General features: G+C 42.0%; 21 protein-coding genes. 10 read left to right on the top strand and 11 right to left on the bottom strand.

Features of this window, described 5'->3' with window-relative positions:
• Nucleotide 1 precedes the first annotated feature (1 nt).
• From MMU05_RS01915 to MMU05_RS01905, 3 genes are read left to right on the top strand one after another with little or no spacing between them, the layout of a single operon-like run.
• On the top strand, nt 2-1,048 hold the full coding sequence (locus MMU05_RS01915) for a hemin-degrading factor (protein ID WP_241139969.1): 1,047 nt from the start codon (nt 2-4) through the stop codon (nt 1,046-1,048).
• 46 nt (nt 1,049-1,094) lie between these two features.
• Entirely contained in the window at nt 1,095-3,368 is a 2,274-nt protein-coding gene (locus tag MMU05_RS01910) for a TonB-dependent receptor (protein ID WP_241139968.1), read from the top strand.
• Between the two features lie 23 nt (nt 3,369-3,391).
• A complete protein-coding gene (locus tag MMU05_RS01905; RefSeq protein WP_241139967.1) occupies nt 3,392-4,456 on the top strand; it encodes an HmuY family protein in 1,065 nt (354 codons plus the stop codon).
• A 297-nt stretch (nt 4,457-4,753) separates the two neighbouring features.
• On the opposite strand, the gene MMU05_RS01900 is transcribed toward MMU05_RS01905, so the two are convergent.
• A complete protein-coding gene (locus MMU05_RS01900) occupies nt 4,754-5,248 on the bottom strand; it encodes a C40 family peptidase (protein WP_241139966.1) in 495 nt (164 codons plus the stop codon).
• 83 nt (nt 5,249-5,331) lie between these two features.
• Between MMU05_RS01900 and MMU05_RS01895 the strand changes: the two genes are divergently transcribed.
• Together MMU05_RS01895 and MMU05_RS01890 are read left to right on the top strand one after the other, a co-directional pair.
• Complete coding sequence (locus MMU05_RS01895; protein ID WP_241139965.1) at nt 5,332-6,306, top strand: tetratricopeptide repeat protein; 975 nt, start codon at nt 5,332-5,334, stop codon at nt 6,304-6,306.
• Nucleotides 6,299-6,541: a hypothetical protein gene (locus tag MMU05_RS01890; protein WP_241139964.1), complete on the top strand. Its 243-nt coding sequence runs from the start codon at nt 6,299-6,301 to the stop codon at nt 6,539-6,541. The genes MMU05_RS01895 and MMU05_RS01890 overlap by 8 nt, the downstream gene beginning before the upstream one ends.
• Before the next feature lie 14 nt (nt 6,542-6,555).
• Here MMU05_RS01890 and coaE read toward each other — a convergent pair whose 3' ends face one another.
• The 7 genes from coaE to MMU05_RS01855 all read right to left on the bottom strand — a co-directional run bounded on the left by coaE (nt 6,556) and on the right by MMU05_RS01855 (nt 11,735).
• On the bottom strand, nt 6,556-7,158 hold the full coding sequence (gene coaE, locus MMU05_RS01885; RefSeq protein WP_241139963.1) for a dephospho-CoA kinase: 603 nt from the start codon (nt 7,156-7,158) through the stop codon (nt 6,556-6,558).
• Complete coding sequence (locus tag MMU05_RS01880) at nt 7,145-8,116, bottom strand: YbbR-like domain-containing protein (protein WP_241139962.1); 972 nt, start codon at nt 8,114-8,116, stop codon at nt 7,145-7,147. Before MMU05_RS01880 ends, coaE begins: the two co-directional genes overlap by 14 nt.
• Nucleotides 8,117-8,124: 8 nt before the next feature.
• Nucleotides 8,125-8,439, bottom strand: coding sequence for a preprotein translocase subunit YajC (yajC, locus tag MMU05_RS01875; RefSeq protein ID WP_241139961.1), 315 nt, complete (start codon nt 8,437-8,439; stop codon nt 8,125-8,127).
• 3 nt (nt 8,440-8,442) lie between these two features.
• The gene (locus MMU05_RS01870; protein ID WP_241139960.1) at nt 8,443-8,982 is read right to left on the bottom strand and encodes a DUF1573 domain-containing protein; all 540 of its coding nucleotides are present in this window, start codon (nt 8,980-8,982) and stop codon (nt 8,443-8,445) included.
• Between the two features lie 12 nt (nt 8,983-8,994).
• Nucleotides 8,995-9,297, bottom strand: coding sequence for a YtxH domain-containing protein (locus tag MMU05_RS01865; RefSeq protein ID WP_241139959.1), 303 nt, complete (start codon nt 9,295-9,297; stop codon nt 8,995-8,997).
• Between the two features lie 12 nt (nt 9,298-9,309).
• Nucleotides 9,310-10,494 carry a transcription antitermination factor NusB gene (gene nusB, locus MMU05_RS01860; protein WP_241139958.1) on the bottom strand — a complete coding sequence of 395 codons (1,185 nt, stop codon included), beginning with the start codon at nt 10,492-10,494 and terminating at the stop codon, nt 9,310-9,312.
• Nucleotides 10,495-10,634: 140 nt separating this feature from the next.
• Nucleotides 10,635-11,735, bottom strand: a complete 1,101-nt coding sequence (locus MMU05_RS01855) for a Glu/Leu/Phe/Val family dehydrogenase (protein ID WP_241139957.1) — start codon at nt 11,733-11,735, stop codon at nt 10,635-10,637.
• A 144-nt stretch (nt 11,736-11,879) separates the two neighbouring features.
• Here MMU05_RS01855 and MMU05_RS01850 point away from each other — a divergent pair, with 144 nt between their 5' ends.
• Complete coding sequence (locus tag MMU05_RS01850) at nt 11,880-13,670, top strand: ABC transporter ATP-binding protein (RefSeq protein ID WP_241139956.1); 1,791 nt, start codon at nt 11,880-11,882, stop codon at nt 13,668-13,670.
• On the opposite strand, the gene MMU05_RS01845 is transcribed toward MMU05_RS01850, so the two are convergent.
• The gene (locus tag MMU05_RS01845) at nt 13,671-14,276 is read right to left on the bottom strand and encodes a hypothetical protein (protein ID WP_241139955.1); all 606 of its coding nucleotides are present in this window, start codon (nt 14,274-14,276) and stop codon (nt 13,671-13,673) included.
• Nucleotides 14,277-14,372: 96 nt separating this feature from the next.
• Between MMU05_RS01845 and MMU05_RS01840 the strand changes: the two genes are divergently transcribed.
• On the top strand, nt 14,373-14,690 hold the full coding sequence (locus MMU05_RS01840) for a hypothetical protein (protein ID WP_241139954.1): 318 nt from the start codon (nt 14,373-14,375) through the stop codon (nt 14,688-14,690).
• Nucleotides 14,691-14,801: 111 nt separating this feature from the next.
• Here the strand turns inward: MMU05_RS01840 and MMU05_RS01835 are convergent, their stop codons facing one another.
• Complete coding sequence (locus MMU05_RS01835) at nt 14,802-16,931, bottom strand: outer membrane protein assembly factor BamB family protein (protein ID WP_241139953.1); 2,130 nt, start codon at nt 16,929-16,931, stop codon at nt 14,802-14,804.
• 122 nt (nt 16,932-17,053) lie between these two features.
• Here MMU05_RS01835 and MMU05_RS01830 point away from each other — a divergent pair, with 122 nt between their 5' ends.
• Both MMU05_RS01830 and MMU05_RS01825 read left to right on the top strand, forming a co-directional pair.
• A complete protein-coding gene (locus tag MMU05_RS01830; RefSeq protein ID WP_241139952.1) occupies nt 17,054-17,461 on the top strand; it encodes a HEPN domain-containing protein in 408 nt (135 codons plus the stop codon).
• A complete protein-coding gene (locus MMU05_RS01825) occupies nt 17,440-17,760 on the top strand; it encodes a nucleotidyltransferase domain-containing protein (protein WP_241139951.1) in 321 nt (106 codons plus the stop codon). The genes MMU05_RS01830 and MMU05_RS01825 overlap by 22 nt, the downstream gene beginning before the upstream one ends.
• Before the next feature lie 300 nt (nt 17,761-18,060).
• Here the strand turns inward: MMU05_RS01825 and MMU05_RS01820 are convergent, their stop codons facing one another.
• Nucleotides 18,061-19,548: a M28 family peptidase gene (locus tag MMU05_RS01820; RefSeq protein ID WP_241139950.1), complete on the bottom strand. Its 1,488-nt coding sequence runs from the start codon at nt 19,546-19,548 to the stop codon at nt 18,061-18,063.
• 200 nt (nt 19,549-19,748) lie between these two features.
• On the opposite strand from MMU05_RS01820, the gene gcvP reads away from it, so the two are divergent.
• Nucleotides 19,749-22,640: an aminomethyl-transferring glycine dehydrogenase gene (gene gcvP / locus MMU05_RS01815; protein WP_241139949.1), complete on the top strand. Its 2,892-nt coding sequence runs from the start codon at nt 19,749-19,751 to the stop codon at nt 22,638-22,640.
• Nucleotides 22,641-22,644 lie beyond the last annotated feature (4 nt).

Raw genomic sequence — 22,644 nt, 5'->3', positions numbered from 1 at the left:
TATGGAATCCACCATGCAATTTTCCTCAGTAGCTTCTTTGAAAGAAGCATGGGAAGACCTCAAAAAACAACAGCCTCAATTGCGGGCAAGAGATGCCGCTCAGAAGTTGGGCGTTTCGGAAGCAGAGTTGATCGCTTCCACCATTGGTTCAGATGCTATCCGGCTCAACCAAAACTTTGCCGAGCTCATCATCGCCTGCAAAAGTTTGGGCAAGGTCATGGCACTGACCAGAAATGAAGGTTGTGTGCTTGAGCACAAAGGTAACTTTCAGAAAATCGACTTAATGGGACAGGCCCCCAATCAGGTAGCCACTGTGATCGGCCCAATCGAACAGCGGATTTTTTTCAGCGGCTGGAAATTTGGTTTTGCCGTCACCAACCACACCCCAAGGGGAACCATGCGCAGTTTTCAGTTTTTTGACAAAGCAGGAGACGCAGTATTGAAAATTTTTCTTCAGGAAAAAAGCAACCAAGATGCCTTTGACCAAATCCTGGTTGATTTCAAAAGTGAAGACCAAAGCATGGAATTGGAAGTGGAAGCTTATCCCAAGCCTGAATACGTCAAAAAAATAGACATGGAAGCTTTTACCTATGACTGGGAAAATATGAAGGATACCCACGATTTTTTTGGCATGCTGAGAAAGTACAATGTCCATCGACTTGATGCCGTAAAGTGGATCAATGACAAATGGGCTTATGAAGTAGACAGGCTTTCGGCAAGGAAGATTGTGGAAACCGCTTCTGCTGAAAAGATGCCGATCATGATTTTCGCAGGCAATAAAGGCAATATCCAGATCCATCAGGGGAAGGTGAGGACTATCCGTCAGATGGGTAATTGGCTCAATGTGATGGACCCTGACTTCAACATGCACCTCAACGAGGATATCATTGACTCTGCCTTTGTGGTGCACAAAAACACCTCGGATGGATTGGTTTCATCTCTTGAGCTATTTGACAAAGAAGGTGAAATGATCGCTCAGTTTTTTGGATTGAGAAAGCCGGGAATCCCACAGTTGGATGCTTGGAAGCAGCTTATTGATTGCTTATAAAACCTCTTCGGCGGGGTGAAATCCCTGCCGAAAAAATTTTCTTCTAATGAATAGAATTGATCTAAATAAAATTAAGAACTGGATTCTACTGTTTGCCCTACTCTTTTCTTTTCATCATGTGTTGGCAGGTAAGGAGATCAAAGGCTTTGTTGTAGATCAAAAGGGTAGGCCGGTTCCTTTTGCATCTGTGCTTTTTTCCGATGGGAAAGGGACAATAGCCAATGCTGAGGGAGCTTTTTCATTTGAACCTCAATCCCTAAATCAGAACATCAAAATCTCTGCCGTAGGGTTTGATCCGGTGATTTACAGTCTCAACCAAAACGAAACTACCATTAGGATTGAATTGAAAGAGGCAGTATCAGAACTCAGCGAAGTGGTGGTGACGGGCAACTTTGGAATGGAATCCGTCAAAAATTCTGTCTACCAAGTCAGGTCCATCGATAAGCTCACTATTCAAAACCGTGCTGCCAACAACCTACAGGAAGTCCTCAATACAGAACTTGGAATCCGCTTTTCCCAAGACAATGCCTTGGGCACGAGTAATCTTGAAATGATGGGAATGTCAGGACAGAATGTGAAAATCCTTCTTGATGGTGTACCCATCGTCGGAAGGCAGGGTGTTTCCAACGAAGTCAATATCAATCAGATCGACATCAATACCATAGAGAAAATCGAAATCATTGAAGGCCCTATGTCGGTAGTCTATGGTGCGGATGCTTTAGCAGGAGTAATCAATATCATCACCAAAAACCCAAAACAACGATCAGGTTATTCTATTCAGGCACGCCTTCAGGAAGAAACTGTTGGACAATCTTACAGTCCTATGGCCGGTGCCGGCAATCATATCCGAAATGTTTCCGGCAGTTACACATTTGAAAAACCATGGAAAATCGGGGGTGGATTTACTCAAAACAGGTTCGGTGGTTGGAAAGCCAACCACTCTGGAAGACAGTTTGAATGGCTTCCGAGAGATCAGGATATGGGAAATTTCTTTGTTGGCACGAGCTTCAAAGGTTTTGACATAGATTATGCTTTGGACATATTGAGCGAAACCATCACTTCTTTTGGTCCGGAAAACAGATTGGAGGTGATCGACAAAAATTTTATAACCAGCAGGTGGATGCACCGGCTCAATGGGAAATGGGATTTGTCACCCACTTTCAAGCTTTCCTGGCAGGGGGCATTCACAGATTATGGACGAAGGACGGAGACTTGGGTCACCAATGTCCGGACTAATGAATCCAATCTCTCGGCTGCACCCGATTCTCAGGCTGCGATTTCTTACTCAGGGGTTACTTGGCGGGTTTTGGGTCTTTGGCTCATTTCTCCCAAACTCAACCTTCAGCCTGGCATAGATATCAATACCGAAAGAGGTTCAGGTGAAAGGATCAGCGACAATGAAGGGATCCAAGATTATGCTGGGTTTTTGACAGGGGAATGGTCTCCCTCCGACAAAATCAAAATTCGCCCCGGAATCCGGAGAGCTTATAATTCTGCTTATCAGGCTCCTCCGTTGATTCCTTCGATCAATACCAAGTTTGTACTTGCTCCGAGTCTGGATTTGAGATTATCCTACGCCCGTGGATTCAGGGCACCTTCGATAAGGGAGTTACACTTTGATTTCTTCGATGCAAGCCATTCGATCATGGGTAATCCCGATCTCAGGGCTGAAACCTCTCACAGTTTCAATGGGTCATTGAATTTTCAAAAAGAAGAAAATCAAGGTGTATTCCAAAAAACAGCTTTGAGTGGATTTTACAACGATGTGGCAGATAAGATTTCTTTTGGAATAGATCCCGAAGATCCGAGGATTACCACCTTGTTCAACCTTGATGCATACCGCACTGCAGGTCTGATGCTCAATCAGTCATTCAGTTTCCAAAACTTCAGTGGGGAAGTGGGGATTTCGAGAATCGGTCGATACAATATGCTTTCGGCAGAACAGACCTTGATTCCCGAAATGCTTTTCACCACAGAAATCAACACCACCATTTCTTACCTCATCCCTGTGGTCAAAACCCATGTCAATCTATTTTACAAATGGACAGGGGCATTGCCTGGGTTTGAAATGGCCACAGATGGCAATGGCAACCAAGTGCCAAGGGAGATTAGATTAGAGGGTTTCCACTGGATGGACCTGACTTTCAGAAAACCCCTTGGTGATAACCTTTCCATAAACTTTGGTGCAAGAAACCTATTAGATGTCACCACTATCCTGAGTACTTCAGGTGGAGGTGGGGCACACGGCGGAGGACCCCAGAGACCCATGGGATATGGCCGCTCTTACTTCTTAGGATTGACTTACCAATTATCAAAATAAACACTTTCCAAATCACAATTAATATGAACAGATTACAAGTATTTACAATCGGATGCGCAGCTTTGTTGCTGTCAGGAAGTTTTCTTTCCTGCGATCCAAAAGAAGAACCGATCGTAGAACTTCCTCCTGCTGAGGAAGGATTCATTGAAATCAACGGAGGTGGGGCCACCTTTCCCAATATGGTTTTTGTCAGCCTAAGAAAAGAGGAACAACTTGCTGTCGGTAGAAGAAAATGGGACCTGGCATTCCATGCAGGATCAGATTTCAAAGTTTTGATCAACGGAACTACAGGTGCGATGGCTTTCGAAACTGCTTCTTCTGATATCAATGTAGTTGGTGAAGCTCTGGCAGCGCCTCTCAGAACTTCCGGGGAGTTAGAACTTTCTTTCACTAATTTCAAAAGCATTCTCTATGCAGACAATGCTCAAAATCCGCTTTCAGATCCGGCAATCAATACGGTGAGTACCGCAGACGGTGAAAATAAAGTTTATATTTTAAATAGGGGCAGTAGCGGTGCCGAAGTCAGACCTTGGAAAAAGATCAGAATTTTGAGAAAAGACGGAAAATATATCTTGCAGCATGCTGATATCACGGCCACGACTTTCACTTCCGTAGAAATCACCAAGAATCCCAATCTTAACTTGGTTTACTTTTCATTTGAGGAGGGAGTGGTGCCAGTAGAACCCGAAAAACCAAATTGGGATTTTGTATGGACGGCAGGTACATCCGCCATACCGTTTGGGCAGGCAGTTAACGGAACCTTAGCTTATTTCTTTCAAGACCTGGTTTACCATAATATCTATGGAGGAGCTAGTGCGGTTCAGGTTTTGGAATCGGACATCGCTTATGCTAATTTTTCAGAGCAAAATTTAGCCTCATTGACGCTGAATTCAGATAACAGACTCACCATTGGTTCCAATTGGCGTTCCGGTGGAGGACCCAATTCTGCTCCCTCTATACGAAATGACAGGTACTACGTTTTGAAGGATGCCAATGGAAACCATTATAAGGTTAGGTTTCTGTCTCTTACAAAGGATGGTGAAAGAGGTAAACCATCATTCGAATTCGAATTGGTGAAAGCCGGTTAATTTTAAATAGTTGCTTTTTTTATACAGCCACCACAGGTTCCAGCAATGGGGCCTGTGTTTTTTTGTTTAGAGAAAAGAAGCAAGAGCCGATAAGCTAGAAGCAAGAAGTGAGACAATTGAAATAAAGTGGAAATACGGTTGAAATAAATTGAAATAAAAAGGGAGACCTAGACACTGTTTGGTTATGATGTGATATCGCGAAGCAGACAACTACGACAACAATGACAACAATGACAACCACTACAACAATTACAACTCAACAACCACTTACCAAATAACCATTAACCAAATAACCAACTATAAAATCCTCCTCCCAAACAAAAACGCTTTTGTCCAATAAGTTTGGCTGAGATTATCTTCCGTGACGCCCAAGGAAGTGGAGGAATGGATAAAAATGATGTTTCCCTTAGAGGTATCAGTGACGATGCCGGCATGCGAGACCTGGTTTTTTTTCTTGCCTGTGGCAAAGAACAGGACATCACCCTTCTCGAAATTTTTCCCGGTAACCTTTTTCCCCTCCTTGCTTTGCGCTGCCGAATTGCGTGGCATGGTGATCCCGACACTATAAAATGCATGATATACCAAAGCTGAGCAATCCATCCCGGATCGGGTAGTGCCACCATAGCGGTAAGGAGTACCACGGTAGCTTCTTGCCGTTTCGACGACCTTGTTTACATTCTGTTTCCTGAGATTTTTACTGGATGAGCAAGCTCCAAGAAGTAACAGGCAAAAAAGTAACGGCAATATTTGGTGTGAAAAGAACCTTAATTTTTCTCTTGGATTTGTACTCATTTGTAATCGAAATATTTTAAATTCAATAATACATTCCTATTTCCTGCTTTCAAAGGTTTTTCAAGCTTAAAATTTTGATTCATATGTTAAAGAAAATCGTTTTTTACGGAATATTGCCACTTTTTTTCATTTCCTGTAGCCAAAAGGAAAAGGAGAATAAAGTCATTTTCTTAGAAGAAATTTCACCTGAAACAAAAGTGTTTCAGGCCATTGGCCTGCTGGGGGATTCGCTTTTTACAGAAATCGATTCCGCTTTGCAGCAAAACCAAATCAATAAACTTGGAGAAGCTGAAAACCTGTATGGCGAAGATCCAAGTCTTGAAAACCTGATTTGGATAGGAAGGAGGGAGGGGTACTTGGGAAGGTATGACTTGGCCATCCGTACTTTCAGCAAAGCTGCCAAACAATATCCCGATTCCTTCGAGGCCCTGCGGCACCGGGGACACAGATTTATTTCTATCCGGGAATTTGATAGGGCGGTTGATGATTTTTTGAAAGCAGCAGAATTGATGGAAAACCTGCCTCTGCAGATCGAGGCTGACGGGATGCCCAATAAGCTCAATATTCCTTTGTCAAATGGGCAGTTCAACGTATGGTATCACTTGGGATTGGCTTATTATCTGAAAAATGATTGGGAGAAAGCTTTGGAGGCTTACCAAAATTGCCTTGAGGTCTCTGATAACGACGATCTGATCGTTGCCACTTTGGATTGGTATTATATGACTTTGGTCAAAATGGGAAAAACAAAAGAGGCCCAAAGCCTAATCAAAGCCGTAAATACCAATATGACGATCGTTGAAAATGATGCCTACTTCAAAAGGATATTGATGTACAAGGGGCAGTTAAAACCTGAAGACCTGATGGATGTGGACGCCGCAACGGAAGATCAAAAGCTGCAATATGTCACCCAAGGATATGGATTGGGCAATTATTACTTGTCAAAAGGTGATACAGTAAAAGCAAAATCCATTTTTGAAAATGTCATTTCGTCGGGATATTGGTCCGCTTTTGGCTATATTGCTTCTGAAATGGAATTGGCTAGATTAAACAATGAGTAAAGAAGATTTTAAATTATTGCCCCAACACAAAAAAATTCAGATGCTTTATTCTGAAGGTACCTTTGTGGTAGGCATCCGATATTATCGGCACAAAGTAAACCTCTATCTACTTGAAGATGAATACATAGAGGTTTTCTATAATCATAAACTTGATAGGATTGATAAAATTGATTTTTTGGACCATCAACATACCCGCATGAAATTCTATCTTGACCAGATCCAGCTATCTGTCTGATTGGAATAAAAAAATCACAGCTTTAGGAGCTGACGGTGGATTTCCAAAACCTGGGGGATCAACATTTTATTGTCTGTATTTTTGATAACAAAGTCAGCCAGTTTGTTTTTCTCCTCATCGGGCAGCTGCTTGTCGATGATGTCGTTTACCTGTTTTTCGTTCCTGTGCGGGTCCCGCATCAATACCCTTGAGATCCGGATTCTGATCGGACAGGATACATTGATAACTTTATCCAGATCTTTGTACGACCCGGTTTCAAAAAGCAAAGCCGCCTCTTTGAGCACATAGGGAGTGGTTTGAGCATTTGCCCATTTTTCAAAATCAACTTTGACAGCAGGGTGGACAAGTCCATTGATTGTTTTTACTTTTTCTTCATCCGAAAAAACCTGTGATGCCAAAAATGCCCTGTTGAGTGCTCCTGTTTCGGAATAACTTTCTTGCCCAAAGTTATCTTTTATCTGTTTTTTCAAAGCCTCATCATTTGCCATAAGCCACTTTGCGCGGTCATCAGCATAGTAAATGGGAATTCCTAAAATCGAAAAAATCCTGGCAACCGTGGATTTCCCAGATCCGATGCCGCCGGTGATTCCTACCAATATTGGTTTATGGGTTGTCATACTTGAGTTTCAAAACCTCAGGTTCAAACTTGATTTTTTCTAAAAAAGACGGTTTGGGCTTAACTTCCACAAAAATGGTACTGTCTTCCCTGTCGCGGTTATTGTAATTTAAGATAGCTTCAAATTCAAATTCACTGAGTTCGGCCACTTTCCTTTCATCGATGAAATAAGACATGATGATATTGGAAGGCTCTTGGGCAAGACTGACATTTTTTGGGAAATTGATCATTTTGATTTTCAGCCTCTTGTTTCCTTCCAACATCTGAAAAACCTCAAATTTGACCTGAACACTTTCTTCCTCCAAGGTGAGAAATTCGGTATAGGCCGAAGGCAAAGTCAGCGGGATGAGTTTGTTGAAGTCCTTGTTGATTTTATCTTCCCCCAATGTCACCTTCAATACCCCGTCTAATTCCTGAAGTACAGAGGTAGGACCGGTGATATTGACAAAAGGCGGATCAATATTGATCGGACTGGCGAGCTTAAAATTCTGTGCGAGGGTGGTGGAGGTTGTGTCAGTTTCTATTTTCACCTTTCTTGTCACAATCTTGTCAATTTTGAATTTGACGGTATCGGTGACCATAGAAACCAAAACTGAAGGGGTGAGATTTTCGGCTAGCGTCCTTCTGAGTTCTGATGTTAGGATGTAATCTTTTGTGGAGGGGTTGTTGATTTCGATCAAAAAGGGGCTTTCATTGATTTTAAAGTACTTTCTCAATAAGTCCCAACCGTTACCGTTGATTTCGATTTTTATCCTGTTCGGCAGGTTCTCGACAGGCATAAACTCCGTCTCATCGAAAACAATTTCGATGGGATAATCCACGACAGTATTGTAATTGTCTTTGTTGAGTGCGTTTAAAACCCAAAAAGTGGCGGCTGCCAGAAAACACAGCGCCGCCACTTTCATGTTTGCAATCTTTTGTGGATTAAGGTTGGTAAACAGTTTCTTAAGCTTGGCCAAGATTATTTTTATTTGGTTCCTGTGGCTTTTTTGGTGAAATCAGCTGAAATCGCAGATTTTTCAACCTTCAATTTCATCCCTTTATCCAATTCCAACGTTACCGTGTCCCCTTCGATGGAATAAATTTTTCCATGTATCCCTCCGATAGTGACTGCAGTATCTCCTTTTTTGATGGATTCAAGAAAGTTTTTGGTTTCTTTTTGTTTTTTCTGCTGAGGTCTGATCATGAAGAAGTACATGATAAGGATGATGGATCCAAATAGGAATACCTGACCCATTATTTCCGAACTCAAAAACGATTGCAATAAAATCTGGTTGTTCATAAATTATTTTTTTACGGGACCCAATTGGGCAGGACCGGCACTAGCCAGCTTTGGTGTTACATTTCCTTTTAATCTCAATCTTGTCACGTTAGGGTTGGTGTTAGCCTGAATAGTAACAGTAGGTGCCTGAGTTCCGGTTTTGGCTGTGGAATTGAATACCACTTTCACAAATCCTTCTTCGCCTGGTTTTACAGGAGTTTTGGTCCAGTCAGGACTTGTACATCCACATGATGCGGTGATGTTGGAGATTACCAAAGGCGCTTGACCTTCATTTGTAAATTTGAACAAGTGCTCAATAACTTTTCCTTCATTGATGGTGCCAAAGTCGAACTCCATTTCGGAAAAACTGAATTGACCCAAGGAACTTGGATCTGCATCAGCCACCGTTGTGACGTTGGTAGGAACCGGTTGTGCTGCTTCAAGTTTTGCCAGTTTTTCTTCCAATGCAGCGATTTTGTCTGATTGGTCATCTTTTTTTGTTTCGCAACTTGCAGCCATCAAAGCTACTGCAAGTGTCAGGGCTGATAATCTGAAATATTTCATAATAAATAGGGGTTAATTAGCTTCTCTGTTAATTTGTTCGATTAGTTTATTGACATCGCTGAGCAAGTTCTCTGCTTTGTTTTTCGCGTCCGAAATTACTTTGTTTCCCTCTGATTTTGCTTCATTGAGGGGAAGATTTTTTCCATCTATCAAATCATTGATAAGTTTTTCCAGTTCTTCTTTGTATTTGAAGAGCTGATATGAAAGTTTGTCCCTCGTGTTTTTACCTGTATCGGGAGCAAACAAAATCCCTAAGGCTGCACCTATGCTTGTTCCGACAAGTAATGCAATCCATGCGTTTGAATTTTTGCTCATTGTTTTGATATTTTATTTGTTGTCCAGTAGTCCTCTACCACTTTTACGGATTTCTCCGTTTTCTGTTAATTCCTTTGACAAAACATCCAAAAGTCCATTTACAAATTGCTTGCTTTTGGGGGTACTGTAGGTTTTTGAAATGTCAATATATTCGTTAATACTCACTTTGACCGGGATACTTGGAAAATTTTTCATTTCCGTCAGGGCCATGGAGATAATGATTTTATCTGTTTGGGCTACCCTTTCGATGTCCCAGTTTTGCGTTTTTTTGGATATCAATTCCTTGTTGATGTCGTCATTTGCAACGGTCAAGTTAAAGATATTTTGGAAAAATTCCTTGTCATCCTCCCAGTTGATGGCGATTTCGGGTAGTACTTCCTCCGAGGAATCATATTGGTCTTTGACATTCTTAAGCACTTTGGATGCCAAGCTGCGTACGATAGGCTTGTTTTCGGTCCAATTAAAATCTTTTTCAGAAAAGAAATTCAAGATAGCTTCGGTTTTAAAAATCACTTTCTTCAAAATCTCGTCTGTGATTTCAAAGTCTTCTTCTAAAGTTGGTTCCGCGATTTTGATATAGTTCTGATAAGCCTCCAATGGCTTTACATAATCTCTGAACCATTCTTTGATTTCCAGTTCCAGTTCCCCGATATTGACGTGCTGTCGGGTAATGGCGGATTTGTATTCGGTGGAATTTTTGATCTTAAGTAAGATCTTATTTTTAGCAAAATTCAAGTCCCCTTCGTTAAAAGAGATTTTTTCAGTTGCATATCTTTTTTTCTTGTCGGCCTCAGCAGAAACATGGTCTGCAAAAGCAAGGAGTAATTCTATGGAATAGAGATACAACTGCGGAAGTCTTTCGGCCGAAGCCACCATGTTTTTAGCCAGAAAATCAAAATCCTTTTTGTTGGAAGAATGGTAAAAGTGGATAGCACGTCTTGCCTCTTTGAGAATCCGTTCGTTGGTATCACTTTTTGAGGTCAGGGTATCGGTATTCAGGTTGTTGACAAAAATCTCGGTCGTGATGCCGGACTCTTTTCTCAACAGGTTTTTGTCTTGCACCTCCATACTGTTAAGATCAGGCAGGAAAGCCTCTTTGATTTGATCTTTGGCAAGATTGAAGTTGGAAGCCCTGCACTGTTCGTAGGCATAAAGGTTTTGGAAAGCCTTGACCCTAAGTATTCGTCTGTTTAACATACCTGAAATAAAAGAACGTAAATATAATTCAATTTGGGTAAGGTTAAGGATTGAATGGGATATTAACCTCAATGGATACAAAAAACCACCTGATTCGGTTCAAAGTTTGAAAGATCAGGTGGCTTTTTTGTGAAATTTTATCAATATGGCAATTTTACTTTGCCCATCGCTTCGATCCTGTTCCAAGCCATCTCGGTTGCGGCCTGTTGGGAAGGAATGTTTTCTCTTTCAGATTTATCCAGGATGGATGTGCAGATATCGTAAATTTTTTCTGCATGCTTATAAGTGAGGTCTCTGTTATATCCACCCACAAATTCCGCATAAACATTGATCAATCCACCTGCATTGATCAAGAAATCAGGGGCATAGGTAATTCCTTTTTCTAAAAGTAATTTTCCATGGACCGCTTCATCCTGAAGTTGGTTGTTGGCTGCCCCTGCGATTACACGGCATTTTAGTCTATCTATAGTCTGATCATTGACGGTCGCTCCCAATGCACATGGCGCATAGATGTCCATGTCTAAATCATAGATGACATTTGGGTCCACCACGGTAGCTCCGGTTTCTTTGGATACTTGCTTCAATCTATCTTCGAAAATATCTGTGATAAATACCTGTGCCTTCTCCTTCATAAGATATTCCACCAAGTATTTCCCAACTTGTCCGATTCCTTGGACAGCGATTTTTTTCCCTTCCAGGCTGTCCGAACCGTAAGCTTTTTTGGCCGCGGCCTTCATACCCAGGTACGTGCCATAAGCCGTGACAGGCGATGGATCGCCTCCTCCGCCTCTAACCTCAGGCAAACCGGTTACATATTTCGTCTCCATGGCGATATATTCCATATCGCTGGTTTTCATATTGACATCTTCTGCGGTGATGTATCTTCCGCCTAGACTATTGATAAACCTACCGAATCTTCGGAGATAGGCTTCATTTTTCAATTTTGGATCTCCGATCAAAACAGCCTTGCCTCCTCCGATATTGAGTCCTGAAATGGCCGCTTTGAAGGTCATCCCTCTTGAAAGTCTCAACACATCTGTGATGGCTTCTGCTTCGGAAGCATAATTCCACATCCTTGTGCCACCAAGGGCTGGTCCCAATACTGTATTGTGGATGGCAATGATTGCTTTTAAGCCTGTAGGCTCGTCATAGCATACGACCAGTTGCTCGTGGCCGAGAGAAGTAATCTGTCCATATATGGAGCCTTCCCTCACTTTTTCCTCAGTTTTAATCTCTAGCATTTGAACTTGGAATTTTTTAATGTGTTATATTTGGGATTGATGTTTGAAAAACGCAGGACAAAATTATATATTTTGAATGAGGTTTTCTAGCGCAATTAAAAGAGTATTATAAAACAAATCAAGAGTTTTAAAAATTTTTCTTTCGTGAAATCACTTTGGCACCTCAATAAATATTTTGTAAAATATAAGGGATATCTTCTGATGGGTATCTTATTTACCATCATTTCCAATGTTTTTGTAATTATTCCTGCCCAGCTGGTAAGAATTGCCATAGATTATGTGGTGGAGAGTTTTGCCTTTTATCAGGTTTTTGCCGATGGGGAATTGGCCACTGTGGCCCGTAGCCAATTCATGAAATTCGTATTTATTTTTGGGGTTCTGATTTTGGTGATGGCGCTGTTGAGGGGATTTTTTCTTTTTCTGATCCGTCAGACTATCATCATCATGTCGAGGCTAGTGGAGTACGACATGAAAAATGAAATATTCGAACACTACCAAACCCTTCCTTTGAGTTTTTACCGCAAAAACAGCACTGGCGACCTCATGGCGAGGATAACGGAAGATGTAAGCAGGGTGAGGATGTACCTCGGTCCGGCAATCATGTACGGAATGACACTTTTATTTTTGTTCCCGATGGTGATCGGTTACATGCTCACGGTCAATGTAGAACTGACGATTTATTCGCTGTTGCCTTTGCCGATCCTTTCTATCAGTATCTATTATGTCAACAACCTGATCAACGAACGTTCTGAAAAAATCCAAAGGAGCCTTTCTGGACTGAGTACGTTTGTTCAGGAAGCTTTTTCCGGAATCAGAGTCATCAAGGCTTTTGTGAGGGAAGAGGACAGTACCGCCCAATTTACCAAAGCAAGTGAAGATTATAAAGACAAGTCGATCGACTTGGTCATGGTCAATTCCCTGTTCTTTCCCTTGATCATGGGTTTAATTGGTATCAGTACGCTGATTACCGTTTACGTAGGAGGTATGCAGGTCATAGAAGGGACGATTGGATATGGTGTCATCGCAGAATTTATCCTTTATGTCAATATCCTGACTTGGCCGGTGACCTCTTTGGGTTGGGTGACCAGTATCATCCAGCGTGCAGCGGCTTCTCAAACGAGGATCAATGAGTTTATGGACGAAAATAATGATATCCTCAGCACGGAACACCTTATAGATGAAATCAAAGGAGACATCGAAGTCAAAAATTTAAGTTTTGTATATCCTGAGTCGGGGATAAAAGCATTGGACAAATTGAGTTTTTCGATTGATTCAGGAGAGTCTTTGGCTATTATCGGCACTACCGGTTCAGGGAAGTCCACGATTGCTAACCTCCTCATGAGAATGTATGACGCAACGGAGGGCAAAATATTGATTGACAAAAAAGACATCAAGGCATACGATGTCGCTTCCTTAAGAAGGCAGATCGGTTATGTTCCTCAGGATGTTTTTCTATTCAGTGACAGCATTGCCAACAATATCGGGTTTGGATTGGATACCATAGCCGAAGGCAAAGTAGAAAAAGCGGCCAAAGATGCCGATGTCTATGACAATATCATTGATTTTCCGCAAGGGTTTGAGACCAAACTTGGGGAAAGAGGCATTACGCTTTCCGGAGGTCAGAAACAAAGAGTTTCTATCGCAAGGGCGATTGCCAAGGAACCAAGCATCTTGTTGCTCGATGATTGTCTGTCGGCGGTGGACACCAAAACAGAAAATGCGATTTTGAATTCCCTGAAGACAATTATGGAAAACAGAACTTCCATCATTATCTCGCATAGAGTATCTTCTGCCAAGCTTGCCGACAAAATCATAGTGCTCGATGATGGGAAAATGGTCGAGCAGGGTTCTCATGATTACCTGTTGAACCTCAAAGGCGTATATGCTGATCTGTATGAAAAGCAGACCCAATCGGTAGATATTGTAGAGGAGTAATTATCCCTTTTCTTTGTTTTTGGCAAAAAAATCGAAACCAATTTTTTGTGGATTTCCCAAGCCTGATATATGTTCGATCTTTTGCTGATAAGTAATCACCATGATGTCGCCAAATGCAGGTGCCAACAGGTCATTGTCCAAAGCTGAAACGACCAACTGCTCTACGAAATCCCTCATTTTATCCGGATTTACAGTGTTTTCTTTGAGTTCGGGGAAATTGAAAACGATCTTCCTGTCCCCTTCGAGAAAGAATTTATTTTCCCTGTTGAGGAGAACCCTTCCTATCAGGTACCCCGGGTCATCCAATCTTCCAAATTCTATCGTATCACTTAAAAAGTTATAGATAAGAATCTGCCCAAAATACCGAAGGGTGACATCATCTTTCAGATACTTGGATTTGCTGAGGTAGTTTTCATCCGGTAACCTGACGATATTGCTCTGCAAGATGAAAATGAGTGCATCTCCACCGATTCTGAATATAAACTCAAATGCATTGGTCCTTTCGACTTTGATTGGAATCTGATTTTCTTCTGTATTGGCCTCGATAATTTCTTTTGCCAGCTGTTCACAGATATTTTCCAAATCCAAGAACAGGTTTCCTGTCATTTCAAACAAATTATATTTGAGTTTGCTGGTAGTTTGTAGCTTAGTTAGTATATTCGAGACCATTGTATTTTTTATATTTAATCAAACAACACCATTATGGAAGCCAAAAAAACAGGATTTGAAGAAGTAGAATCTATTCTTCAGGACATAGGTACTAAAATAGAGGAATTAATTGAAAAAGGAACCCAAGCCGGTGGTGAAGCAAAAGACGAAATCGAAAAAAAGATCGATGACCTGAAGGAAAAAAGAACTACCCTTGAAGCCGAATTCAAAAAAGGGAAAGAAAAGGTCGAACAGCTTTACCAAGAAAAAAAGGAGGAATTCGAACCCAACCTGAGTGAATCAAAAGAACATTTTAAAGAGGGTATCAAGCAATTGGTAGAAGGAGTAAAAACCCTTTTGGGAAAAAAATAAGAAATGGAGAAGGCCTGAATTTTGCCTGTACATAATCATAAATCTGAAAAATTTAAAGTCGGACCGGTCTTGATCTCCCAAGCCGGTCCGAATTTTTTTCTTTGGTATCTATTAGTCCGGTAAAGCAAAAGCCACGTAAGCATCGCCTGATTTTGTTCCTTTGCCACCCCCACAGGCGATTACGAGGTATTGTTTGCCGTTTTTCTCATAGACAGCAGGAGTCGCATGGCCCGCGGCTGGAAGTTTGGCTTCCCAAAGGACTTTCCCCGTATCCTTGTCAAATGCCCTGATTTTCTCATCTTTGGTCGCGGCGATAAAGACCAAACCACCGGCGGTCGTGACTGGGCCTCCATAATTTTCTGTGCCGGTCGGAGGGATTCCTTTTGCGGTCAGTTCGTCAAATTCTCCCAAAACAGATTGCCATTTTATCCTGCCGGTATTCATGTCAATGGCCGTCAACGTGCCCCAAGGGGGATTGATGCCAGGATAGCCATCCTCGGTCAATAACCTGGAATAGCCATTCATATAGTATTGAGGATTGAGTTTTTCTTTACCGCCTTCGAGTTCTTTCTTTTCTGCGTCAGCATTTTCTTCGATCCCCATCAGGTAATCTACCAACAACTTTCTGTCTGTCTCAGGGATATGGGCAAATGCAGGCATGGCTCCTTTTCCACTTTTCAAAAGATCAGAAAGTGTTGCATTGGTATATTTTGCCTTCAGGTTTTCAATAGCCGGCATGGTAGGAGGATTCCCTTTTCTTGACATGCCATGGCAATTGGCGCAATAATTCACATAAATGCCCTGACCGACATTTTCAAATTTTGGGTTAGCAGTCATCCGGATCACCCATGGAATCTGATTGGCATTGACATACATGGTCTGTGTATGCGGGTCAAATGAGGAACCTCCCCACTCTGCACCGCCATCCATTCCTGGGAAGAGCACAATACCATGTTGATCGCTGGGAGGTAGCCACATGTGGCCGTATTTCACATTCTCGAGCTTTTTGCGGATATCCTGTTCCCACTCGGGAGTGAGGTTCAGGATGTCTTTTTCTTCATATACCATTCTCATATATGGTTCAGGGAAAGTCGGATGCGGCTGTGTAGGCCAACTTTGGTCGCCGGGGATTTCGGTTTGGGGAACTTCCCGTTCTTCTATAGGCCAAACCGGTTCGCCGGTAACCCTGTCGAAAGTATAGACATAACCCTGTTTGGATGTCTGTGCGACGGCATCTAGCCAATTCCCGTCTTTTTTGATCCTGATTAAGTTTGGATTGGCAGGGAAATCCCTGTCCCAGATGTCATGGTGGACAGCCTGAAAATGCCAGATCCGCTGACCGGTATTGGCATCCAAAGCGATAAGGGAATTGGCAAAAAGATTTTGACCATGCCTGTATCCTCCCCAAAAATCATAAGTCGCCGAACCCGTAGGAACATATACGATTCCTCTTTCTTCATCCAAACTCATTCCTGCCCAGTTGTTGGCTCCACCGATCAACTCCCGGTATTCTTCCTGCCAGGTATCATTGCCAAATTCTCCAGGATGCGGAATGGTATGGAAAATCCATTCCCGCTTTCCTGTTTTGATGTTGTATGCACGAATGTGCCCAGGCGCGGCATCCAATCCTTCCGAAAGCCGCATGCCCAAGATCAGTTTGTCTTTATATACTATTCCCGGTGTATTGGAGGTGATCAAAAATTCCTCCAGATCCGTATCAAGTTCTTTTTGTAAATCCACTTTTCCCCCATCTCCAAAATCCATAATCGGCCTTCCATCTACTGCATTCAATGCCATGAGCCAATTTCCTGCTGCAAAAAGGATCCGCTTGTCTTCTCCCTCTTCCCAATACGTCACCCCGCGGTTTGTTCCAGCCCAGGAGTTTTTTCCACCGAGCATCTGAAAGGGATTGAATCTCCAAAGCAATTTGCCGGAGGCCGCATCCAGCGCAAAAACATTCACTTGCGGACTTGTCGCATAAAGGATGCCGTTGACCACGATGGGCTGACATTGGATTTGTGACCGGGCGGTAGAATCCGAAGTATTGTAGGTCCATGCAACTTCCAGATTTTTGACATTCTCTTTATTGACCTGATCAAGCGAAGAGTAACGTGCAGCGTCTTTTGTTCCTCCAAAAGTCTCCCAACCCGAGTAATCGAGGTGCTTGTAGGGGTCGGATTCCGAACAAGAAAGGAGAAAAAAACTTAGAATTAGGGATAATGGTATTTTGGGAAGTTTCATATTTAAAATCAGTTTTGGATTCATTGGAGGCTATCAGAGATCCAATTTAAAAATATTTTTGGGTTGAAATAATTCATTTCAGTTTGGAGGTGATCTAGGTTGATTTTTTTAGATTTGTCTAGATGGGTAAAAAAGAAGAAATCAAAGATTATGATAAAATTGTTTCACATTGGATAGAAACTTCTAATGAAGATTTTGAAACAATGAAAAAGTTGTTCGAGTCAAAGACTTATCATTGGTCTTTGTTTTTAGGACATATTTCAGTTGAAAAAATCTTAAAATCTTATTACGTAAAGAAACATAAGAATCATCCTCCGTTTACCCATAATTTATTTAGATTGGCAGAGCTTAGTGGATTGGATATTGATGTTGAATATTCGGATTGGTTGGATGAAATCACGAGCTTTAATTTGGCCGCAAGGTATGATGATTATAAAAAAGAATTCTACAGAACTTGTAATCGGGAATTTGCCATAAATTGGATTGAAAAAATCACTATTTTAAGGGAATGGATAGGAAGGAAATTATAAACATTGTAAAGGAATTCGCTCTAAAGGTTTTAGAAACACATTGTGATGCACGTTTCTTTTTGTTTGGTTCATTTGCAAAAGGATCCCAGACTGGAGAAAGTGATATTGATATTGCTGTTGTTTTGAGTGATTTCCCTAATACCAGAGAAAAACAGGTTGAATTGATGAAAATAAGAAGGGCAATCGACAGCAGGATTGAACCACATCCCTTTAGAGAAAAAGAGTTTGTGGAATCAAACCCGCTTGCCAACGAAGTTTTGAAATTCGGCCTTGAAATCAAATTTGATTTGGTTTCCTGAAACTCTTTTTTCTTTTTTCAAAAATCCATTTAACCTTCGCCCATTTTTTTGAAGTTTAAAGTAGATGGATAAAAAAATTGTTCAAAAAAAAGCCATTCACCCCTCTAACCCTTTTGATTTTGCTTTTTCTGATTTGGAAAAACCAGAAAGGTCAGAATCATTTGAATCACAGAAATGAATGGCTATTTGTTTTTTTTATTGCAAAAACTTCAAACCTAAATGGAGCAATTTGAAGCATCGATCACGGTTAAATCCTAATCAATATCTATCAATATCCAATATCAATTAATATCTGATCAACTACCTATCATTAGTCCCATCCACAGGTGTCCTTTCAGCCCTGTTGGCGAGATCCCAAGCGGTATGGAAAATCAATTTTGCCCTTTTGGTCATCAGAGGAAATTCGATCTTCTCCACAGTATCCGTTGGCTGATGATAGTCATCATGGACGCCATTGAAGAAGAAAATCACAGGAATGTTATGCTTTGCAAAATTGTAGTGATCTGATCTGTAATAAAATCTGTTGGGATCATCTGCCGCATCGTACCTGTAATCCAGGATCAAATTGGTGTAAGTAATGTTGTTGTATTCATTGATTACTTTCAGGTGGGAAGAAAGCATCTCTGAACCGATGACATAGACATAATCCTTATTTTCGGCATTCTGATATTCATAATCGATCCTGCCTACCATGTCAATATTGATGTTGTTGACAGTATTGGCCAATGGGAAAATCGGATGGTCGGAATAATATTCAGAACCTAAAAGGCCTTTTTCTTCTCCAGTTACATTGAGAAACAAAATGCTTCTTCGTGGCTTTTTACCTTCTTTGGCTGCCGTAGCAAATGCTTCCGCAATTTCCATGACGGAAACTGTTCCTGAACCGTCATCGTCAGCACCGTTGTTGATTTCACCTTTGCTGTTGATGCCGACATGGTCGTAGTGTGAAGAAATCACCAATACTTCCTCTTTCTTATCGGTTCCTTCAAGGTAGGCCATGACATTTTCTGTAGGCACGAGTTTGTTTTGTTTTTTGACTAGGTAGCTTGCCTTTTGTGCCTTGATGGATTCAGGATTATTTTTGGCAGCTTCTTTCAATGTTTCCACCGGGGTGTCAAACAATGCTGCCATTTTATCACTGCTGACCAAAAATACCGGTTCCTGCTCGGTAGGTTCTTCAAAACCCAACCTGCCTGAACCGCTCAAGGACTTGTATCTGTTTGCAATCCTGTCAAAGTTTGCCTGACCTTCCATGGTCACGATGACGATTCCGGCGGCACCCGCTTTCATGATGTCTTCGATGACTGTCTGTGACCGCGCACCAATGGCCCAAAGTCCAACCAATTTTCCTTTCACATCTACTTTCTTCATGTTTTCCTCTGATGCAAGACCAAGAAAAACCAATTCTGATTTGGCAGCTTTTTTCAGATCGCCATCACCGAGAAACACGAAATCCTCATTGTTGACCAATTTCTGCTTTCCGACTGTCAAGCTGACTTCCGGATAGGAAACAGATACTAGGTTAAATTTCTGTAAATATGAACCGTCAACAGGACCTGCTAAACCCAACCCTTTATAAAATTCAACAAGGTATTCTGCTGCCATTTTTTGGCCTTTATCTCCTGTATTCCTACCTTCCAATTCGTCCGAGGCCAAATAAGTCAGGTGTTTTTCGAGATCAGAAGCAGTGATGGTGGAAGCGTATTTTACAACGCCTGCGTCTTGCGCAGATAAGTTGAGGGAAAGCAAAAATCCAAATGCTCCCGAGATCCAAATTCTTTTTTTCATAAGTTATTTTTGAGGTAATTCAAATTAAGGCTTTAAACATAGAAATAATTTGAATTACATTAAAACCGTTTGTCAATTCGGATGTTTATAGGGTGTATTTCTTTGATTTTGAAATCCATAATCATCCAATAATTCTTACCTTTGCACAACCAAAAATTGAGGCGAATATAACCCAAGTAAATCCCCCCTTATTTATCGATATGAAGATTAATCTCAATCCCTCTACTAAGTTTGAAAATAGGCATAACGGTCCTTCAGCTCACGAAATCATTTTGATGTTGAATAAAATCGGAGCAGCTTCCCTGACCGAACTTATTGATCAAACTATACCTAAATCCATCCAACTGGAGAAGCCTTTGGACCTTCCCGAGGCCAAATCAGAAGCGGGTTTTTTGAAAGAATTCAAAAAAATGGCTTCCAAAAACAGGATTTTCAAATCTTACATCGGATTGGGTTATTATGATACCATCGTGCCGGGAGTGATTTTGAGAAATATTTTGGAGAATCCGGGATGGTATACCGCCTATACGCCTTATCAGGCAGAAATCGCTCAGGGCCGTTTGGAAGCGCTCATCAACTACCAGACCATGGTCATGGACTTGACAGGAATGGAGATGGCAAATGCTTCCCTTCTTGACGAAGCCACAGCAGCTGCCGAAGCCATGACGATGCTCTATGCTTCCAAGCCGAAGGAAAAGAAAAACGCACACACCTACTTTGTAGATGAAAAAATATTCCCTCAGACAAGGGATTTGTTGATTACCCGCTCGGCTCCGATCGGAATCGAATTGGTGATTGCACCACTCTCCACCTTGGATTTGACTGATCCTAATCTTTTTGGGGTAATGGTCCAATATCCAAACATGGATGGTGAAGTTATCAACCATGCTGATTTGGTTGCAGCTGCTAGAGAAAACAATGTCTTGACGGCTTTTGCCTCTGATTTATTGAGCTTGACTTTATTGACTCCTCCGGGAGAAATGGGTGCTGATGTAGTCGTCGGTACAAGCCAAAGATTGGGTGTCCCAATGGGTTATGGCGGTCCGCATGCTGCCTTTTTTGCTACCAAAGAAGCTTATAAAAGACAGGTTCCGGGTAGAATCATCGGTGTTTCTGTAGATAAGGACGGAAACAAAGCCTACAGAATGGCACTTCAGACACGCGAGCAACATATCAAAAGAGAAAAAGCAACTTCCAATATTTGTACTGCTCAGGTACTCCTTTCTGTGATGGCGGGGATGTATTCCGTCTATCATGGTCCAAAGGGTTTGAAAGAAATCGCTTTGAGAACTCATGGCTTGGCTCAATTGACAGCCAAAGCCCTTGCAGAAATCGGTTTTGAGCAGACGAACAAAAACTATTTTGACACCATCAAAATAAAAACCGATTCGGTTCAGCAGTCCAAAATCAAAGCATTTGCTGTTTCTTCAGAATTGAATTTCAGATACGAAGAAGGCGCTATTCTGCTTTCTTTCGATGAGGTCAAAACGGTGAAGGATGTCAAAACCCTTGTGGAGGTTTTTGCAAAATCCACCAACCAAAAGATAAAATCAACTTGGGAGGAGCTGGTCGAAGGATTAGAAATCAACCTTCTTGAGGGTATCAATAGGAAGTCCGATTACTTGACGCACCCGGTTTTCAACCAATACCATTCAGAGCACGAGATGCTCAGGTACATCAAAAGGCTGGAAAACAAGGACCTTTCCTTGGTTCATTCGATGATTTCATTGGGTTCATGTACCATGAAACTCAATGCCACTACCGAAATGATTCCTGTGACTTGGCCGGAATTCGGTCAACTACACCCTTTCTGCCCACAAGATCAGGCAGCGGGGTATTATGAAATGTTCCAAAATCTCAGAAATTGGTTGACCGAAATCACAGGTTTTGCAGATACTTCTTTGCAGCCAAACTCCGGTGCCCAAGGTGAATATGCCGGTTTGATGGTTATCAGGGCGTATCACATGAGCCGTGGCGATCACCACAGGAACATTGCCTTGATCCCAACTTCTGCCCATGGTACCAATCCTGCTTCTGCAGTGATGGCAGGAATGAAAGTGGTCTTGGTGAAATGTGACGAAAGAGGAAACATCGATGTCGCTGACTTGAAAGCCAAAGCTGAGGAGCATTCCAAAGATTTATCAGCCTTGATGGTGACTTATCCTTCTACCCACGGGGTATTTGAGGAGGCTATCCAAGAAATCTGCCAGATCATCCATGACAACGGCGGTCAGGTCTATATGGATGGAGCGAATATGAATGCTCAGGTTGGTCTGACCAGCCCAGGCAGAATCGGTGCTGACGTCTGTCACCTCAATCTCCACAAAACATTCTGTATTCCTCACGGTGGCGGTGGACCTGGTATGGGACCTATCAGTGTTGCCAAGCAGTTGGTGCCATTCCTTCCTGGAAATCCTGTCGTGCAGACAGGCGGAACACAAGCGATCCACGCGATATCTGCAGCTCCTTTTGGCAGTGCAAGCATCCTTCCAATTTCCTATGCCTACATCGCGATGATGGGAGGAGAAGGACTGACCAATGCCACTAAAATCGCCATCTTGAATGCGAACTATATCAAAGCAAGACTTGAAGCGCATTATCCTATCCTTTACACAGGGATCCACGGCAGGGCTGCACACGAAATGATTTTGGATTGCAGGGCATTCAAAGATTTTGGTGTAGAGGTAGAAGACATTGCGAAGAGGTTGATGGACTATGGATTCCATGCGCCGACAGTTTCCTTCCCTGTGGCCGGAACCTTGATGATCGAACCGACTGAGTCTGAGACCATGGCTGAACTTGACAGGTTCTGTGATGCGATGATCGCCATCAGACATGAAATCCAGGAAGTTGCCGAGGGCAATGCAGACAAAGAAAACAACGTCTTGAAAAATGCACCCCACACAGCTGCTTTGGCTTTGGCAGATAATTGGCATTTCCCATACTCAAGAGAAAAAGCAGTGTATCCATTGCCTTATGTGAAAGGGAATAAATTCTGGCCAACTGTCAGAAGAATCGATTCTGCCTACGGAGACAGAAATTTGGTTTGCAGCTGCATTCCTGTTGAGGAATATGTCGAGGCTGAGGCATAAGTAT

The sequence above is a fragment of the Cognataquiflexum rubidum genome, assembly GCF_022538115.1.
Lineage (GTDB): Bacteria > Bacteroidota > Bacteroidia > Cytophagales > Cyclobacteriaceae > Cognataquiflexum > Cognataquiflexum rubidum.
This window is presented reverse-complemented; position numbering and strand designations above follow the sequence as displayed.

What these genes read in the sequence shown, in the direction of transcription:
- MMU05_RS01915 (WP_241139969.1), top strand. Translation starts at nt 2, where the DNA reads ATGGAATCCACCATGCAATTTTCCTCAGTAGCTTCTTTGAAAGAAGCA.
- MMU05_RS01910 (WP_241139968.1), top strand. Translation starts at nt 1,095, where the DNA reads ATGAATAGAATTGATCTAAATAAAATTAAGAACTGGATTCTACTGTTT.
- MMU05_RS01905 (WP_241139967.1), top strand. Translation starts at nt 3,392, where the DNA reads ATGAACAGATTACAAGTATTTACAATCGGATGCGCAGCTTTGTTGCTG.
- MMU05_RS01900 (WP_241139966.1), bottom strand. Translation starts at nt 5,248, where the DNA reads ATGAGTACAAATCCAAGAGAAAAATTAAGGTTCTTTTCACACCAAATA.
- MMU05_RS01895 (WP_241139965.1), top strand. Translation starts at nt 5,332, where the DNA reads ATGTTAAAGAAAATCGTTTTTTACGGAATATTGCCACTTTTTTTCATT.
- MMU05_RS01890 (WP_241139964.1), top strand. Translation starts at nt 6,299, where the DNA reads ATGAGTAAAGAAGATTTTAAATTATTGCCCCAACACAAAAAAATTCAG.
- coaE (WP_241139963.1), bottom strand. Translation starts at nt 7,158, where the DNA reads ATGACAACCCATAAACCAATATTGGTAGGAATCACCGGCGGCATCGGA.
- yajC (WP_241139961.1), bottom strand. Translation starts at nt 8,439, where the DNA reads ATGAACAACCAGATTTTATTGCAATCGTTTTTGAGTTCGGAAATAATG.
- MMU05_RS01870 (WP_241139960.1), bottom strand. Translation starts at nt 8,982, where the DNA reads ATGAAATATTTCAGATTATCAGCCCTGACACTTGCAGTAGCTTTGATG.
- MMU05_RS01865 (WP_241139959.1), bottom strand. Translation starts at nt 9,297, where the DNA reads ATGAGCAAAAATTCAAACGCATGGATTGCATTACTTGTCGGAACAAGC.
- nusB (WP_241139958.1), bottom strand. Translation starts at nt 10,494, where the DNA reads ATGTTAAACAGACGAATACTTAGGGTCAAGGCTTTCCAAAACCTTTAT.
- MMU05_RS01855 (WP_241139957.1), bottom strand. Translation starts at nt 11,735, where the DNA reads ATGCTAGAGATTAAAACTGAGGAAAAAGTGAGGGAAGGCTCCATATAT.
- MMU05_RS01845 (WP_241139955.1), bottom strand. Translation starts at nt 14,276, where the DNA reads ATGACAGGAAACCTGTTCTTGGATTTGGAAAATATCTGTGAACAGCTG.
- MMU05_RS01840 (WP_241139954.1), top strand. Translation starts at nt 14,373, where the DNA reads ATGGAAGCCAAAAAAACAGGATTTGAAGAAGTAGAATCTATTCTTCAG.
- MMU05_RS01835 (WP_241139953.1), bottom strand. Translation starts at nt 16,931, where the DNA reads ATGAAACTTCCCAAAATACCATTATCCCTAATTCTAAGTTTTTTTCTC.
- MMU05_RS01830 (WP_241139952.1), top strand. Translation starts at nt 17,054, where the DNA reads ATGGGTAAAAAAGAAGAAATCAAAGATTATGATAAAATTGTTTCACAT.
- MMU05_RS01825 (WP_241139951.1), top strand. Translation starts at nt 17,440, where the DNA reads ATGGATAGGAAGGAAATTATAAACATTGTAAAGGAATTCGCTCTAAAG.
- MMU05_RS01820 (WP_241139950.1), bottom strand. Translation starts at nt 19,548, where the DNA reads ATGAAAAAAAGAATTTGGATCTCGGGAGCATTTGGATTTTTGCTTTCC.
- gcvP (WP_241139949.1), top strand. Translation starts at nt 19,749, where the DNA reads ATGAAGATTAATCTCAATCCCTCTACTAAGTTTGAAAATAGGCATAAC.